This is a genomic window from Halobellus sp. MBLA0158, from assembly GCF_041477585.1.
Lineage (GTDB): Archaea > Halobacteriota > Halobacteria > Halobacteriales > Haloferacaceae > Haloquadratum > Haloquadratum rubicundus.
The window spans coordinates 1,437,594-1,454,617 of record NZ_JBGNYA010000001.1; the positions used below are offsets into that span (position 1 = coordinate 1,437,594).

Consider the following 17,024-nt stretch of genomic DNA (forward strand, 5'->3'; position numbering starts at 1 on the left):
TGAGGCCCTAATATGCAGATTCGCTCGTCGGTGTCGCAGTACGTGTCCCCGCTCCAGATTACGCTGCTGTATCTCCTCTTCGGGTTCGTCGCGCTGTTCATCTCCGACATCCTCTTTCCGATCGTCCTCGACGGGCCGCGCCTCCGCCTGATCCAGAGCATCAAGGGCGCCGTCGAGATCCTGCTCACCGCGATCTTCATCTACCTGATCGTCTGGTACAGCTGGCGCGATCTGCGCCTGAAAGAGCGGGCGATCGACGAGGCTCCGATCGGGGTCGTCATCACCGACGACCGCGACGACGACAACCCCGTGATCTTCGCCAACGAGCGCTTTCAGGACCTGACCGGCTACGACAAATCGGAGATCGTCGGCCGCGACTGCCGGATCCTGCAAGGCGAACAGACCGATCCCGAGTCCCGCGCGGAGATCCGGGCCGCCATCGACGACGACCGCCCCGTCTCGGTCGACATTCGGAACTACCGCAAGAACGGCGGAGTCTTCTGGAACAAGGTCGACATCGCCCCGGTCAGGACCGACGACGAGGTCACACACTACGTGGGGTTCCAGACGGACATCACGGATCGGAAGATCAGGGAACAGCGCCTGGAGGTCCTGAACCGGGTGCTGCGGCACAACTACCGGAATCAGATGAACATCATCCAGGGCTACGTCTCCCGCCTCGCCGACGAGGAGACGGCGGACGCCGATACGATCGGTCGGATCCAGCGCGCCATCGACCAGACGCTTTCGGTGACCGAGAGCGCCCACCGGACCGAGCGCGTTCTCGACACCGCCGTTACCGGCCGGAATCCGGTCGAACTCGACGCCCGACTCCGGGCAATCGTCGACGAGGCCCGCGAGGAGCATCCGGACGCCACCGTGACGCTCTCTTGCCCCGACGACGGGCCGATTCTCGTGGGCACCGCGGGTATCGAAGCGGCCGTCGAGGAGGCGGTCACGAACGCGCTGACGCACCACGGCGGCGACGACCCGACCGTCGAGGTACGAATGACGAGACCGCGCGAGGGGCGGGTCTCGATCGCGGTCCGCGACGACGGCCCGGGCATCCCCGACGAGGAGATCACCGCGGTCCGGCGAGGGGAGACCCAACTCTCCCACGGGACGAATATGGGACTGTGGATGATCCAGTGGCTCGTCACCTACGCCGGCGGGACGTTCTCGATCACCCAGAGCGACGCGTCGGGGACGCTGATCGAACTGACGCTCCCGACGGTGGCTCCCTCCGCGGACCGCCAGCGGTAGCGACGCGTCGCTCGAAAGTATACGCGAAAAATAATAGTAATTTTATTTTTACTTCTCGGGATTAGCTGGTGTCTTCGACCACCGGATTCCGCAGCGTCCCGATCCCTTCGATCTCGACTTCGACCGTATCGCCCGGTTCGAGCAGTTCCGGCGGCTCTCGGAAGATACCGACGCCGCCCGGCGTCCCGGTGGAAATCACGTCACCCGGCCGGAGCGTCGTGATGCCGCTGATGTACTCGATCAGCTCCTCGACGCCGAAGATGAACTCCGCGGTGTTCGACGCTTGTTTCTGCTCGCCGTTGACCCGACATAATACCTCGACGCTTGATGGATCGAAGAAATGGTCAGGAACGAGAGTTGGACCCATCGGCGCGAACGTGTCGTAGCTCTTCCCGCGGAAGAACTGTTCGTCGGCGAACTGTGCGTCCCGCCCGCTGACGTCGTTGATGGCGGTGTAGCCAGCGACGTACTCGCGGGCGTTCGCCGCCGAGACGTCCTTCGCCGTCCGGCCGACGACGACGCCGAGTTCGACCTCGTAGTCCACCTCCTCCAGTTCGGCGGGGTGGACGATGGGATCGGTCGGGTTCGTGACGGCCGTCCCCGCTTTTCCGAACAACAGCGGCCGCTCGGGGACGTCTTCGTCCTGTTCCTCGGCGTGGTCGTGGTAGTTGAGACCGACGCAGACGATCTTCCCCGGCCGCGGGACCGGCGCGAGTACCGACGCCTCGGCGGCGGGGATCGCGTCCTCGGAGGCCGCCTCGACGGCGTCTTCGACGACCCGGAGGAAGCCCGGATCGGTCAGCTGCTGGTAGGTCACTTCCTCGCGGAGCCCCGCGAGCGGGACGATCGCCTCGTCGCGACGGACGCCCCACTGGGGGCTCCCGCCGGTGGTGTAGCGGACGAACTGCATCGTGTGCGGTTCGAAACGCGACTGACCTAACTGTTGTGCTCGCCGCCCGTCAGGAGTAGGTCAGGTTCACTTCGATGACGTTCGCGCTCCGGAGGATCTGTTCGATGATCTCGTCGGCGAACTCGTCGTCGCGCATCCGGCTCTTGGGTTCGGAGACGCTCACCGCGGCGAGCGCGCGCCCGTTCTGGTCGGTGATCGGGGCCGCGACGCACCGCATTCCCTTCACCCGCTCCTCGTCGTCGAAGGCGTATCCGCGGTCGCGGACGCGCTCTAATTCCGCGAACAGCTCCTCCCTGTCGGTGACGGTGCGTTCCGTGACGGCCGGGAGCCCGTGCCGGTCGAGGATCGACTCGACCTCCTCTGTGGGCCGGAACGCCATGATCGACTTCCCGAGCGCCGTGGTCTGGAGCGGGACCCGCATCCCGGCGTGGGTGTCCAGTTGCACGGCGTCGGACCCTCGGGCCTTGTACAGGAACACCCCGAGGCCGTGCTCTTCGATCATCAGATTGGCGTGCTCGCCGGTCGTCTCGGCGAGCTCGTCGATCACCGACCGGGCGACGGTGAACACCTTCTGCCGGGACCGGGCCTGATTCCCCAGCTGCAGGAAGCGAGTGCCGACGTAGTACGTCTCGTCTTCCTTGACGAGGTACTCCTCGCGTTCGAGCGTCTGGAGGTGGTCGTAGACGGTGCTTGTCGGCCGGTCGAGATGCGCCGCCACCTCGGAGACGCCACCGCCGTCGATCTCGCGGAGCGCCTCGACGATCTCGAACGAGATCTTCGCCGCTTTGACCGGGACCGTCGTGCTCATACCTCACGCGTGGGGCGGCGGGATAATAAGCGCTTCCGCTATGACCGGATAGCGATCCGGCAACGCAGTCCCTCGGATCGTCGACCCGCCGGCTACCGGAACTGCGGGATGACCTCGTCGGCGAACAGCTCCATTCCGCTCGTGTCCGGGAAGTCGACGAACCAACACTGGAACTTCGTGACGCCGGCCTCGATCCGGCGCTCGATCGCTTCGGCGCACTCCTCGGGCGTCCCCATCACGAAGAACTCCCGGGCGTCTTCCTCGGTGCGGATCGGCGCCTGGTCCTGATACTCCTCTTCGAACTGGATCGGCGTCATCAGATCGAGCAGGCGGTCGAACTTCTCCTCGTCGCGCGTGCAGATGACGTGGCCGTCCCACGAGTACTCGATCTCGTCTGGGTCGCGGCCCACGGTCTCGCAGTGGTCTTCGATCACGCCGATCTTGTGTTCGAGCGTCTCCACGTCGCCGTTGAAGACGTCGGTGTTCCAGACGTCGGCGTGCTTGGCGACGAGCTTGAGCGTCACCTCCTCGCCCTGCCCGCCGACGAGGATGTCCGGATGCGGCTCTTGGACCGGCGCGGGCGCGCAGGGGGCGTCCTCAATCTGGTAGTGGTCGCCGTCGAAGCTCGCGCCGTCGCTTCCGGCCTCCCACATCCGCTTGATCAGGCGGATCGACTCGTCCAGCCGCATCAGCCGCTCGAAGCCGTCCCGGTACTCCCAGCCGTACGCGTCGTACTCGGGCTCGTGCCAGCCGGCGCCCAGACCGAGTTCGAGCCGCCCGTCCGAGACGACGTCCAGGGTCGCCGCCATCTTGGCGACGAGCGCGGGATTCCGGTAGTCGTTACAGAGCACGAGCGAGCCGACGTTGACGTCCTCGGTGAACCCGGCGATCGCCGAGAGCAGCGTCCAGCACTCGTACTCGGCGCGGTCGCGGCCCAGTAACAAATGATCGGGCGCCCACACCGCATCGAAGCCGAGCTCTTCGGCCCGCTCGATCCCGGCGCGGGTCGTCTCCCAGTCGAGGCGCTCGTACTCGGGCGTGTCGCGGTGGACCGGCTCGGAGCCGTCTCCGGTCGGCGCGCCGGCGAAGACCGGCACGTTGTATTCGAAGCTGATCTCCGACATCGTCACTCGACGGCGAAGTGTTCGACGGCCTCGCGATTGAGTTCGGCGCTCAGCCCCACGCCGTCGGGGAGGGGAATGACCCCGTCGTTCGCGTCCGGCGGGTGCTGGTAGATCGCGTCGGCGTACGTCGACTCCTTGTCCTCCTGCTGTTCTTTGTACCACTCGGGGATCGGGAAGTACTCCGCCATCGGCGCGTTCGTCGATGCCGCGATGAAGTGGAGGTGCGGATTGGTCCCCGAGTGGGGGATCACCGGCACGTCGTGGGTGCTCGCAAGCGCGTCGATCCGCTGGAGCTCGGTCAGCCCCCCGCATCGATGCACGTCGGGCTGGAGGATGTCGACGGCCTCGCGTTCGAGGAGTTCCTTGTGTCCCCAGCGGGTGAATTCGTGTTCGCCCCCCGAGATCGGCACGTCGGTCGACGCGCGGATCTCCGCGTACCCGTCGATGTCGTCGGGGATGACCGGCTCTTCGACCCACTTCAGGTCGTACTTCTCCAAACGCCCGAGCATCTTCTTGGCGTACCGGACGTTCCAGCCCATGTACACGTCGGCGGCGATCTCGATGTCGTGACCGACGGCCTCCCGGACGGTCCTGACGATCTCCTCGTTCCGCTCCATCCCCCGGCGCCCGGCCTCGGGGCCGTACTGGAAGCGGAGCTTCATCGCCTCGAACCCCTGTTCGACGTAGTCGAGGGCCTCCCGTTCGAGCGTTTCGAGGTCGACCGGGTGGAGGTTGCTCGCGTAGGCCGGAATCTCGTCGGTCACCGGGCCGCCCAGCAGTTCGTAGACCGGCTTTCCGGCCTCCTTTCCGGCGATGTCCCACAGCGCGAGGTCGACCGCGCTGATCGCCTCGACGGCCGCGCCCTTCCGGCCGAACGGGATCGTCGCCCGGTACATTATGTCCCACAGCCGCTCCCGCTCGCGCGGGTCCTCGCCGACGACGAGCTTCGACAGCGTCTCGTCGACGATGGTCTCGATCGCGCCCGTCGCCCAGTTGCCGTGGCCGACTCCCGTGATGCCCGCGTCGGTCTCGACCTCGACGACGACGTCGCCGACGGGCCCCATCCACTTCCGCCGGGCCTGGGGGTTGTCGCCCTCGGCGTTGTTGTACTCCTCGTACTTGCTCATCACCGTGACCAGCGGGAACTCGACGAACTCGCCCCACGAGTCGGTGCTGATCTTGGTCGCAGAGACGTCTGTGATCTCCATCGTGTATCAGTCGCGTGGTTCTCTCGGCGGGTATAAAATGCTTCTGTCGGTCCCGTGCGCGCCGAATCCCGGCGACTCCACTCGGTCCCTCGCTGACTTCCCGTTCGCTCCGCTCCGGGAATCCCGGCGATGCCTCTCCCCGCCGACCTCGTGGCCGGGCCGGCGCACGGTCAGTCCGCGAACTGGAAGATGGGTTTGCAGGTCTCGGAGCTCAGGAACGCCTCGAACGCCCGTTCCGGGTCGTCGACGCTGAACGAGGTGTCGACGATCTCGTCGACCGCGATCTCGCCGCGCTCCATCAGCCGGAGCGCCTGCTCGAAGTTCGTCCACGTCGAGCCGTAGGAGGTGTTGACATCGACCTCCCCGCGGACGACGTTCGTGAACGTCACCTCGCTCGCGCCGTTGGGGATCCCGACCATCACGACCTGCCCGCCCTTCCGCACGTGGTCGAGAGCGGTCCCGACGCCGGTGTGGTGGCCCGTCGAATCGAACACGACGTCGAAGCCGACCCCGTCGGTGAACGACTCGGCGCGCGCGTCGAGGTCGTCCGACTGGGCGTTGATCGTCTCGATGCCGAGGTCGTCGAGGAGCGGCAGCCGATAGGCCGTGTCCTGATCGAGCCCCGAGACGACGACGTTCGCGCCCAGCGAGTCGGCGACGGCGGCCACGAGGACGCCGATGGGCCCCGGTCCCTCGACGAGGACGTTGTCGCCCGGCGTCGCCTCCGACTGCGTGAGCACGGCGCGGGTGGCGATGCTCGTCGGCTCGGTGATCGCGGCGTGGCGCAGCGGGACCTCCTCGGGCACCCGGTGGAGGTGCTCGGGCGCGACGGCGACGTACTCGGCGTAGGCCCCGTCCCGGTGCATTCCCGTGATCGAGAAGTTCTGGCAGACGTTCGGCTGGCCGTTCTTGCACTGGAAGCACTGGCCGCAGTCGTGGATGGGCTCTTCGATGATCTTGTCGCCGGGCGCGAAGTCGTCGACGGCGCCCCCGACTTCGACGACTTCGCCGGCGTACTCGTGGCCCATGATCCGCGGGATCGGGATCCACTCGTAGCCGCCGTCGTACTTGTAGGCGTGCGCGTCGCTCCCGCAGAGCCCCGCGGTGTGAACGCGCACGAGCACCTCGTCGGCGTCGATCGACGGGCGGTCTCGCTGCTGTGCTTCTACCTCTCGCGGTCCTGTCTGAACGATGGCTTTCATACTCATACGCTGTCGGAGTGTCTGCCGGTCGGTTACGCCTCGATGCTGTCTGTCGCCTGGTCGGCCGCCCGCTCGCTCACGAGGCGGCCCTTGAGGAGCTCCTCTGTCGCCGCGTCGAAGAGGTACACGTGCTCGGGCGCGATCGTGAGCGCGATCTCGTCGTCGGTCGCGAGCCCGTGGAAGTCGCCCACCTTCGCGGTCACGTCGCCGATCGCGGCCGTCCCGTGGACGATCGCCTCGGTCCCGACGGGCTCGACGATCCGGACGTCGGTGTCGAACGCCGGACCGCTCGAATCGCGGTTGCGGGCCTGATAGAGGTCCTGCGGGCGGAACCCGACGAGCACGTCCTCGGTCGTGATCTCCCGCTCGACGTATTCCTTCGGGATCTCGAAGGACAGTCCCTCGGAGTCGACCTGGTAGGCGTCGGCCGTCTCGCCGAGCCGCGCCTCGAAGAGGTTCATGTCGGGGCTCCCCACGAACTGGGCGACGAACAGGTTCGCCGGCTCGTTGAACACCTCGTCCGGCGAGCCGAGCTGCTGGAGCTCGCCGTGGTTGAGCACCGCGATCCGGTCGGCGATGGTCATCGCCTCCTCCTGGTTGTGTGTGACGTACGCCGAGGTGATCCCGACCTCCGACTGGAGCTCGTCGATTTCGGTCCGCATCGTCTTGCGGAGCTTCGCGTCGAGGTTCGCGAGCGGCTCGTCGAACAGGAAGATGCGCGGCTCCCGGATGATGGCCCGACCCAGCGCGACCCGCTGCTTCTGCCCGCCGGAGAGCTGTGACGGCTTGTTGCCCAACAGCTCCTCGATCTCGAGCATCTCGGCCACTTCTCGCACCCGGTCTTTGATCTCGGAGTCGGTCATTCCGTTGTCCTCCCGGCGGAGGCCGAAGCCGAGGTTCTGCTCGACGGTCATGTGGGGATACAGCGCGAAGTCCTGGAAGACCATCGCGACGTCGCGGTTCCGCGCCTTCACGTCGTTGACGACGGTCCCGTCGAACCGGATCTCGCCTTCGGTCGGGTCCTCCAGCCCGCCGATCATCCGGAGCGTCGTCGTCTTCCCGCACCCGCTCGGCCCGAGGAGGACCAGGAAGTCGCCGTCCGGCACGTCGATGTTCAGGTCGTCGACGGCGACGACGCCGGATGCGTCCGGGTCGCCGAAGACCTTCGTGACACTATCTAGTTCGAGGTGTGTCATTGGAAAGTGCTACCGTCCACCGCATCTTAAAGCTAGCGTCCGAGCCGGACGAGTGTCCGGCTATCCCTTGATGGCGCCGCCGGTGAGCCCCTGGACGAAGTACCGCTGGATGTACGCGAGTCCGGCCAACACCGGGATCGAGACGATGATCGAGGCCGCCGCGACCACGTTCCACTGGGTGTTGAACCCCTGCACGAAGGTCAAGAGCCCGGGGGGAACGGTGTACTTCGCGTTGTCGAGGAGCGTCAGCGCGAAGACGAGCTCGTTCCACGCGAGCAGGAACGCGAAGATGAACGACGCGATGAGCGAGTTGCGCGCCATCGGCACGAGCACGTACCAGAACGTCTCGAAGGCGCTACACTGGTCGATCCGCGAGGCCTCGATGATGGAGTCCGGGAAGTCGTCGAAGAAGCCCTTCATCAGCCAGACGACGAACGGCGCCGTCATCGCGCCGTAGATGAGGATCAGCGCGAGGTGGGTGTTGAACAGCCCGAGCGTCGAGATCAGTTCCCACTCGGGGACCATAATCGCGGTCCCGGGGAACATAAGCGACGCCAGGAGGAGGCTCATCAGGAGGTTCTTGCCCGGGAACTCCCGCCGCGAGAGCACGTAGGAGGCCCCGGTTCCGAGGACGACCGCGATGAGGCCGGCCCCGACGGCGACCTTGAGACTGTTGACGACGAGCCCCAGCAGGTCGATGTCGATCGCCGAGGTGACCGTGTATCCGAGGACGTCGTTCACGAGGTCGGAGTAGCCGCCGGCCTGGATCGACGACTCGACCACGAGCCGGAAGCCCTCCAGCGAGAAGTCCTGCGGGAACACCGTCGGCGGGATCCGCTGGATCTCGGCGGTCGTCTTGAACGCGGTCACGACCATCCAGTACAGCGGGAACAGGACGAACACCGCGACGACGAGCGTCAGCAGCCCGATCGCGGCCTTCCGAACGTACGTTCCCGCCGCGGTGTCGTACAGCCACGAGCGGTTCTTGGCGAATTCCTCGGTCGACGTCGAGTCTGCTTGTGCCATCAGTAGTCACCTCGGACTTTGTCGTAGAACTGGATGTAGTAGTACGAGAAGACGAGCAAGACGACGAACAGCATCACCGACAGGGCCGACGCGAAGCCGACCTCGAAGTCGATGAACGCCGCCCGGTAGATCATCACCGGAAGCGTACTGCTGGAGACCCCGGGGCCGCCTTTCGTCATCACCCACACCATCGAGAAGTTCCGCACGTTGTAGATGAGCATCAAAAGGAAGCCGATGGCGAGGTTGTACTTCATCATCGGGATGGTGATGTAGCGGAACCGCTCCCACGGCGTCGCGCCGTCCATCTTCGCCGCCTCGTAGAGGTGCTCGTCGATCCCCTGCAGGGAAGTCAGCGTCAGGAGCGCAAACAGCGGCGCGAGCCGCCAGATCATCCCGATGATCGGCGGCCACAGCGACAGGTCCGTCGACCCGAGCATCACGATGTACTCGTCGATGACGCCGAGCTGCACGAGCAGTTCGTTGATGATGCCCTGGGAGCCGCCGAACATGAACTGCCAGATCGACGCGCCGACGACGCGGGGGAGCACCCACGGGATCAGGACGATCGCGCTCGCGACGCTCGTGTACGGGAGCTTCTCGTTGAGGAGCCAGCCCATCAGGAACCCGAGCACGATCGCGACCAGGCTGCCGACGGTCACCCACACGAACGTGTTCCAGAGCACCTGATGGATGTCGGGGTCGGTCCAGATCTCGACGTAGTTGGCGACGCCGACGAACTCCGCCTCCTCCGGGGACAGCAGGCTCTTCTCGAAGAAGCTCGAATAGATCGCCTGAGCGATCGGATAGAGGATGAACACCCCGACGAGCGCCATCACCGGGAGGATGGGCAGGTAGACCCGAACGCTCTCGGGAATCCGGTTGCTGGCCCGCTTGTACGACGACCGGGCGTTGTCTACGTAACTCATTGTTGATGAGGATCTGCCTGCGGCTTCACTACCAGCTATAAAAAGTATTTCGACGCCGGATCAGGCGATCTGCTCGTCGACGACTTCCTGCACCGCGGAGTTGGCCTCGCTACACGCCTCTTCGGCGGTCGCGTTGCCGAGGACGACCGGCTGGATGACCTGCGTGTTGATGATGCTCTGGATCTGGGCGATCCCCGAGAACGAGGGGAACCGCGAGGTCCGCGTGAACAGATTGTCGTTCTCGTAGAGCGTCAGCAGGTCGCCGAACTGGCTCTCGAACAGTTCGGATGGGTCCTCGAACGCGCTCTGGAGCGTCGGCACCCGACCGCGGATGCCCACGTCGTCCGCCTCGGAGTACGTCCACGGTGCGAGCCGATCGGGCTGATTCCACCAGCCGATGTAGTCGAAGGCGGCCGACCGCTCGGCGGAGCTCTCGGTTCCGTTGCCCATCATGAAGCCCTGGGCGTTCTGCAACAGGAGGTCCAGGGGCTGGAACTGTCCGGACGGGCTGTCCGGGAGCGGGGCCCGAGTGACCGTGTGGCCCTCGCCGTCGAGCCACGGCTGCGGGGCGCCGGTGGTCTGGTACACCGCGTTCGCGTGCGAGTACGTGATGAAGATGCCCGATTCTCCCTCCCGCAGGAGCCGGCCGGCGGCGATGTGGTTGTTCTCCGCCATCGAGTTGGGGAAGAGCCCGGCCTCGGCGATGTCCTGATAGAGCCTGACCGCGTCGACGAATCCGGGCTGGTCGACGGTCGCCTCCATCGTCTCGGGATCGAAGTACCGTCCCCCGTTGGCGTACACGAAGCCGATGAAGTACCCCGTCGTCAGGCCGAAGTCCGTCCCCGGCGCCGTGATCGCCGCCGAGACGTCGTCGATCTCCTGCATCTCCTCGCCCAGCTGGATCAGTTCGGGCCAGTTACGCGGCGGGCGATCGAAGCTCGTCTGTTCGAGGTAGTCCGTCCGGATGTCGATGAACGGACCGAGGTCGGCGTACCCGCCGGGGAGCCCCCACTGGTGCTCGCCGTCGGTGTCGCCCAGGCCCTCGTACATCATCGTATCGATGTTGGCCTGGATGAAGTGGCTGTTAATCTCTTCCAACTGGTCGGCGAACTCGGACTGGTCGAGCGGTTGGATCGCGTCCGCGCCGACGTAGTCGGGGATCTGCTGGCACTGGCCCGCCATCACGTCCGGGAGGTTGTCGTTGGCGGCGGCCGAGGCGATGATCTGATACTTCTGTCCCCACTCCTGGTGCTGGTAACTGACGCTGTGTGTGCCGTAGCTGTCGTAGTTGCCGCTGATGTACTCCCGCTCGGCCGGGATGCCGCCGAACAGCCAGAAGTCGAGGTTCTGCTGGCTCGATCCGCCGTCCCCGCCGGAGCCGCCGCCGTCGGAACCGCCGCTCCCGTCGGAGCCGCCGTTGCCGCCGCCACCGTTGCCGCCGCCCCCGCCACAGCCGGCGAGGCCCGCGGCCATCGCGGTTCCCAGTCCAGTCAGATACCGTCGCCTGCCGATCCCCGTCTTCGAACTGTCGTCTGTCATGGTACGCTATTACAAATCAGACAGGTAGTGGATGATAAATGTACCGGTTTATCGGACCCCGTCTCCGTAACCGTCGACCGCTTCGGCGGGCACCGGCCAACCAAAAATACATAGCGCGGTAGTCCGATCGAGTAGATACCGATGTCAGCCTCTCGCGCGACTTTCGAGGCCGCCCTCGACGATCTCGGCGTGACGGTCTCAAGCACGGTCCCGGCGGAGTTGCCCGCGCACCTCTCGGAGGTGGTGACGCCGCCGGCGGTCGGCGTGCCCCCCGACGGCGTGTTCGACCGACCGGAGTCGGCGCTCGCAGAGACGCCGATCGAGGCGGACCCGACGCCCGCCGCCGTCCGCGAGGCGGCCACGGGAGTCACGGGGGCCGACCTCGGCGTCGCCGACTACGGGTCGCTCGTGCTCACCCCGACCGGACAGGGGAGCGAACTGATCAGCCTGTTTCCCGATCGCCACGTCGCCGTCGTCCGGGCGTCGGACATTCTGGACGATATGGACGCGGCGGTCGAGGCGATCGACGAACGGACAGCGGCGGCCGGAGGAAGTGCGATCATCGCCACGGGCCCGAGTGCGACCGCGGACATGGGCGCGCTCGTCCGGGGCGTCCACGGGCCCGAGTCGGTCCACGTCGTGATCGTCGAGGGGGACGACTGAGATGGCGAGCGCGGACGAGCTCCGAGAGCTGATGCGGAGCGAGGGGGCGGCGGTCGCCGCGAACACTCAGGGATTCAACGAGGGCCGATACGAGTCCGTCGCCCGGCTCGAAGACTACGAGGAGCTCAAGCGCGAGGCGCGGGCGATCAAGGAGGACGCCATCGAGCGGCTCCCCGAACTGCTCGACCGACTCCGGGAGACCGTCGAGGCGAACGGCGGCACCGTCTACGTCGCCGACGACGCCGACGACGCGAACGAGTACATCCGATCGGTGACCCGCGAGCGCGACGCCGACCGCGTCGTCAAGAGCAAGTCGATGACGAGCGAGGAGATCGACGTCAACGAGGCGCTGGCCGACGACGGCGTCGACGTCCTGGAGACCGACCTCGCGGAGTGGGTGCTCCAGGTCGCCGACGAGACGCCGTCGCACATCGTCGTCCCGGCCGCCCACAAGTCCCGCGAGGAGATCGCCGCGCTGCTCAACGAACGGTTCGACCCCGACGAGCCGCTGGAGACGCCGCAGGAACTGACGCGGTTCGCCCGGGAGCACCTCGGCGACCGGATCGCCGACGCCGACGTCGCCCTGACGGGAGCGAACTTCATCGCCGCGGAGACCGGCACGATGGCGCTCGTCACGAGCGAGGGCAACGCCCGCAAGTGTATCGCCGCCACCGACACGCACGTCGCGGTCGCGGGCATCGAGAAGATCGTCGAGCGCGTCGCGGACTTCCACCCGTTCATCGAGCTCATCGCCCGCTCGGGCACGGGCCAGGACATCACCTCCTACGTCTCCCTCCTGACGCCGCCGCTCGATACCCCCGTCGTGGACTTCGACGACGACGAGACGCCGCTCTCGGCGTTCGAGGCCGACCGCGACTTCCACCTCGTCCTCATCGACAACGGCCGGACGGAGATGCGCGAGGACGACCAGCTCCGGGAGACGCTGTACTGCATCCGGTGTTCGGCCTGCTCGAACTCCTGTGCGAACTTCCAGTCGGTCGGCGGCCACGCCTTCGGCGGCGAGACCTACTCCGGGGGCATCGCGACCGGCTGGGAGGCCGGGATCGAGGGGCTGGACGTCGCCGCCGAGTTCAACGACCTCTGTACGGGCTGTTCCCGCTGTGTGAACGCCTGCCCGGTGAAGATCGACATCCCGTGGATCAACACCGTCGTCCGCGACCGGATCAACCGCGAGGGCGAGACGCCGGCGGAGTGGCTGGTCGACGGGCTCGTCCCCGACACCGAAGACGAGGGCGCGCCGCTCCAAAAGCGGTTCTTCGGCAACTTCGAGACCGTGGCGAAACTCGGAAGCGCGACGGCGCCGCTGTCGAACTGGCTGGCAGACGCGGGGCCCACGCGCCGACTGCTCTCGCGGGCGCTCGGGATCGACCCGCGCCGCGAGCTTCCGAAATTCCAGCGCGAGACCTTCCGCGAGTGGTTCGCCGCCCGCGAGCGGACCGTCGACGACCCCGTCCGTCGGGTCGCGCTGTACCCGGACCTCTACACGAACCACGTGCAGGTCGAGCGGGGCAAGGCCGCCGTCCGCGTCCTCGAAGCGCTCGGCGTCGACGTCGTCGTTCCGGACGCGCCCTCCAGCGGCAGGGCCCCGCTCTCACAGGGGATGGTCGCGACGGCGACCCAACACGCCGAGGACGTCGTCGCGGCGTTGGGCCCGGAGATCCGCGACGGTCGCGACGTGGTCGTCATCGAGCCCAGCGACCACGCGATGTTCCAGCGCGAATACGAGAGGCTCGTCGAGCAGGAGGCCTTCTCCGAACTGGCCACGAACAGCTACGAACTGTTCGAGTACGTCTACGGCCTCTCGGAGAACGGCGCGGATCTCGACTCGCTGCGGACCGCCGACGGCCACGAGGTCGCGTACCACAGCCACTGCCAACAGCGGACCCTCGGCCTCGAAGCCCACACCGTGGCCGTGCTCGAAGCCTGCGGCTACGACGTCCGCACCTCCGACGTGGAGTGTTGCGGAATGGCGGGAAGCTTCGGCTACAAGACGGACTACTACGAGCTGAGTATGGACGTCGGCGAGCGCCTCCGGACGCAACTCCGCGACGACGACGCGCGCGACCGGGACGTCGTCGCCAGCGGGACGTCATGTCTCGAACAGATCGACGCGCTCCTCGAACGCCGACCGCGACACCCGGTCGAACTCCTCGCGCCCTGACCTCGGCCCGGCTTCGTCCTGACCTCAGTCGGTCAGCCCGACGTGCCGCGCGAACGACTTTTCGGTGATCCACTCGCGGTCTTTCGCCGAAAGCCCGTCGACGTGTCGGAGCCACGTGTGCGTCTCCGGGTACGCGGTGATGTCGCTCACGTTCGGGTAGTCCGAGCCCCACACGACCCGCTCCCGGCCGAAGGTGTCGAGGAACCACCGGACGTGGTCGTGCATATCGGCGTAGGGGAACGCCGACTCGGATATGTGCGGGACCTCCGAGACCTTCACGGCGACCGAGTCGAACGCCGCCAGCTCCTCGAAGCGCGCGAACGTCCCGCGATCGGTCGGCGTCTTCGGGCCCGCGTGCGCGAAGTGATCGAACAGGTAGGACAGTTCGGGGTACGCCTCGACGAGTTCGATCGCCTGGTCCAGTTGGCGGTGATCACAGAGGATCTGGACCGCCGCGTCGGTCTCGACTGCCGCCTCCCAGAAGTCGGTCTCCTCGACGGCGTCGCGGAGCCACGTGACGTCCGGATCGAACGTCTCCCACATCCGGTCGTAGGGGCAGGCGGCGCCCAGGCGGACCCCGAGGATCCCGTCGGTCTCCATACACCTGCGGAGTTGCGCCGCCGCGTCGTCGGCGAAGGGATCGAGCATCACGATCCCGTAGAGCCGGTCGTGTTCGGCGGCGGCCCGGAGGGTGTACCAGTTGTCCGTCCAGTCGCAGATCGGATAGCCGACGACGACCGCCTCGTCGACGCCGGCGCGGTCCATATCGTCGAGGAGGCGGTCGGCGGTGTAGACCGTATGGACGTCGAATCCGTCGACCAGATCCAGGATCGGACCGTTCACCCACGGATGCGCCTCGCTGGCGGGTCCCCACGCGTGCGTGTGTGAATCGAGCATACCGGGCGAATAACCGTGTGAGTACTAAACTGTACCTGCGGAAGAATTATGAATCGCGCATCTGAGGACTGGGGTATGCCGCGAATCGCGTTCCACCTCAGAATCCGGGACGGACAGCGAGAGGCGTACCGCGAGGAACACGAGGACGTCCCGGCGGCGCTGGAGTCGGCGTATCTCGACTCGGGGGCCGGCATCGAGACCTACAGCGTCTTCGAGAAGGACGGCCACGTGTTCGGATTCCTCGAAGTCGAAGACCCCGAGCGAATCAAGGAGGTAATGAGCGACAGCGACGCGCAAGCCGACTGGGACGAGGTGATGGATCCGATCCTCGTCGACGAGGACGACCCCTGGATGGACGAGGTCTATCGGATGGTCTGATCCGCTCAGGCCTTCAGGTAGCCGCCGTCGACGGCGATGGATTCGCCCGTGATCCACGAGCCCTCCTCGGAGAGCAGGAGGACCGCGACGTGTCCGATCTCGGCGGGTCGTCCCGGACGATCTAGGATGTGCGTGGACATCGCCTCCTCCAAGACCTCGTCGCTCGTGACGCCCTTCGCTTCGGCCTTCTCGTCGGCCCACTCTTCGACCATCGGGGTGTCGACGGTCCCCGGCTTGATCGCGTTGGCCGTGATGCCGTGCGCTTTGAGTTCTTTCGCGAGCACCGTCGTCAGCGCCAACACCGCGGCCTTCGAGGCGCCGTAGGCCCCCTGTCCGCTGAACGGCCGCTCGGCGCCGACCGAGGAGACGTTCACGATGCTCCCCTCGATCCCGTCGTCGATCATCTGTTCGGCCACCCGCTTCGAGACGAGGAACGGACCCTTCGCGTTGACGGCGAAGTGCCGATCCCACTCGGCTTCGCTCGTCTCCAAGAGCGGGACCGACCGCTGGATGCCGGCGTTGTTGACGAGCCCGTGGATCGGGCCCAGTTCGGCCGTCGCCGTCTCGATCGCCGCGTCGATGGCCTCCTGGTCCGTGACGTCGGTCTCGACCACAACGGCCTCGCACCCGAGGTCTCTGATCCGGGAGGCCGTCTCGGCTGCGGCCGCGCTGTCGACGTCGAGGATGGTCACGTCGGCGCCCGAGCGCGCACAGCGGATGGCGATACCTCGGCCGATTCCCTGCGCGCCGCCGGTGACGACGATGTGGTGATCTGCCAGCCGCTCGTCGGTCTGCTCAGCTGATGACTGCGGTGCGGACATCGGTGGCAGTAGCGGGCGGGACACCGTAAATGATCGGGTACACGCCGAATCCGCGCCGACGAGGGCCCGATCCGCGATCTCACACTGTTTCCGGCAGGGCCGGAAAGCGTCGTTGACGCCACGTCGAATCGGACTGTGAAATCTGGCGTGCGGGATCACTCGGTGGAGATTGCGTTCTCACTCTCAGGTGAGAACATCAAATACGGGCCGATCGACGAGACGCACGATCCCGCCTCACAAGCGAGTGCTGCGCGAGCAGCAAAGCTTCCGGCAGCACCGGAAAGCGTCCTTCTTCGATTACTTCCTCACGTGCCATTCGCACGAATCCACCGACGAAAATCTGAAGCGTCGATACTGAGGAGATTACTCCGATTTACGTGAAATGGTACCACACCAATACAGACAGATCTCGCTGTGATCAGATATCGGTGCTCGAAGAATACACAATTCTACACCATATATTATAAAATATAGGGCGCCAAATTCGTATACACTCAATAAACGTAAATAATATCGAATAACTCTGTGCTTCCGGCAGCACCGGAAAAGGAGTGTGGGATCGACGCAGTTACTCTGTGCTCTCACTGAACGACTATCCCGATGATGCAAACTGGATCCTCTATACATAACACACGTACGACCGTTATTTTGGTCTGGGTGTTTTCTTTTTGCGACCGCTACGAATACTCCAAATTCTGTCTTATAGTTATTATACTCAAAAATATTTGGTTTAGTATTCTCGTGTATTTGATTCTATTAGCCCTGAAACGATTTATGAAGCCGTTTTACAAAAATATACTTCAAATATAGTATAATATATTATATAAATTCTAATCCTATCTACAATTAATTGAATATTTTATCCGGGCTCGCTGTCGAGG

15 protein-coding genes are annotated in these 17,024 nt (G+C 65.5%); 4 read left to right on the plus strand and 11 right to left on the minus strand.

The features are described 5' to 3' along the window. Positions 1–12 precede the first annotated feature (12 nt). A complete protein-coding gene (locus OS889_RS07495; protein ID WP_372388654.1) occupies positions 13–1,263 on the plus strand; it encodes a PAS domain-containing protein in 1,251 nt (416 codons plus the stop codon). A 61-nt stretch (positions 1,264–1,324) separates the two neighbouring features. Here OS889_RS07495 and OS889_RS07500 read toward each other — a convergent pair whose 3' ends face one another. The 9 genes from OS889_RS07500 to OS889_RS07540 all read right to left on the minus strand — a co-directional run bounded on the left by OS889_RS07500 (position 1,325) and on the right by OS889_RS07540 (position 11,136). Next, complete coding sequence (locus OS889_RS07500) at positions 1,325–2,173, minus strand: fumarylacetoacetate hydrolase family protein (RefSeq protein ID WP_372388655.1); 849 nt, start codon at positions 2,171–2,173, stop codon at positions 1,325–1,327. Between the two features lie 49 nt (positions 2,174–2,222). Then, positions 2,223–2,981, minus strand: a complete 759-nt coding sequence (locus tag OS889_RS07505) for an IclR family transcriptional regulator (protein ID WP_372388656.1) — start codon at positions 2,979–2,981, stop codon at positions 2,223–2,225. 92 nt (positions 2,982–3,073) lie between these two features. Further along, positions 3,074–4,105, minus strand: a complete 1,032-nt coding sequence (locus OS889_RS07510; protein ID WP_372388658.1) for an LLM class flavin-dependent oxidoreductase — start codon at positions 4,103–4,105, stop codon at positions 3,074–3,076. 2 nt (positions 4,106–4,107) lie between these two features. Continuing rightward, positions 4,108–5,313, minus strand: a complete 1,206-nt coding sequence (locus OS889_RS07515; protein WP_372388660.1) for an enolase C-terminal domain-like protein — start codon at positions 5,311–5,313, stop codon at positions 4,108–4,110. 170 nt (positions 5,314–5,483) lie between these two features. After that, a complete protein-coding gene (locus OS889_RS07520; RefSeq protein ID WP_372391582.1) occupies positions 5,484–6,515 on the minus strand; it encodes a zinc-dependent alcohol dehydrogenase in 1,032 nt (343 codons plus the stop codon). A 32-nt stretch (positions 6,516–6,547) separates the two neighbouring features. After that, complete coding sequence (locus OS889_RS07525; RefSeq protein ID WP_372388662.1) at positions 6,548–7,711, minus strand: ABC transporter ATP-binding protein; 1,164 nt, start codon at positions 7,709–7,711, stop codon at positions 6,548–6,550. 60 nt (positions 7,712–7,771) lie between these two features. Further along, complete coding sequence (locus OS889_RS07530; protein WP_372388663.1) at positions 7,772–8,737, minus strand: carbohydrate ABC transporter permease; 966 nt, start codon at positions 8,735–8,737, stop codon at positions 7,772–7,774. Next, on the minus strand, positions 8,737–9,663 hold the full coding sequence (locus OS889_RS07535; protein ID WP_372388664.1) for a carbohydrate ABC transporter permease: 927 nt from the start codon (positions 9,661–9,663) through the stop codon (positions 8,737–8,739). Before OS889_RS07535 ends, OS889_RS07530 begins: the two co-directional genes overlap by 1 nt. Positions 9,664–9,723: 60 nt before the next feature. After that, on the minus strand, positions 9,724–11,136 hold the full coding sequence (locus tag OS889_RS07540; protein ID WP_372391583.1) for an ABC transporter substrate-binding protein: 1,413 nt from the start codon (positions 11,134–11,136) through the stop codon (positions 9,724–9,726). A 207-nt stretch (positions 11,137–11,343) separates the two neighbouring features. On the opposite strand from OS889_RS07540, the gene OS889_RS07545 reads away from it, so the two are divergent. Together OS889_RS07545 and OS889_RS07550 are read left to right on the plus strand one after the other, a co-directional pair. Then, positions 11,344–11,865, plus strand: coding sequence for an LUD domain-containing protein (locus OS889_RS07545; protein WP_372388665.1), 522 nt, complete (start codon positions 11,344–11,346; stop codon positions 11,863–11,865). Position 11,866: 1 nt separating this feature from the next. Then, positions 11,867–14,047, plus strand: a complete 2,181-nt coding sequence (locus OS889_RS07550) for an LUD domain-containing protein (RefSeq protein WP_372388667.1) — start codon at positions 11,867–11,869, stop codon at positions 14,045–14,047. Between the two features lie 24 nt (positions 14,048–14,071). Here OS889_RS07550 and OS889_RS07555 read toward each other — a convergent pair whose 3' ends face one another. Beyond that, positions 14,072–14,944, minus strand: coding sequence for an amidohydrolase family protein (locus OS889_RS07555; protein WP_372388669.1), 873 nt, complete (start codon positions 14,942–14,944; stop codon positions 14,072–14,074). 75 nt (positions 14,945–15,019) lie between these two features. Here OS889_RS07555 and OS889_RS07560 point away from each other — a divergent pair, with 75 nt between their 5' ends. Continuing rightward, positions 15,020–15,322, plus strand: a complete 303-nt coding sequence (locus tag OS889_RS07560) for an L-rhamnose mutarotase (protein ID WP_372388671.1) — start codon at positions 15,020–15,022, stop codon at positions 15,320–15,322. Between the two features lie 5 nt (positions 15,323–15,327). Here the strand turns inward: OS889_RS07560 and OS889_RS07565 are convergent, their stop codons facing one another. Next, entirely contained in the window at positions 15,328–16,143 is an 816-nt protein-coding gene (locus OS889_RS07565) for an SDR family NAD(P)-dependent oxidoreductase (RefSeq protein ID WP_372388673.1), read from the minus strand. Positions 16,144–17,024: the final 881 nt, after the last annotated feature.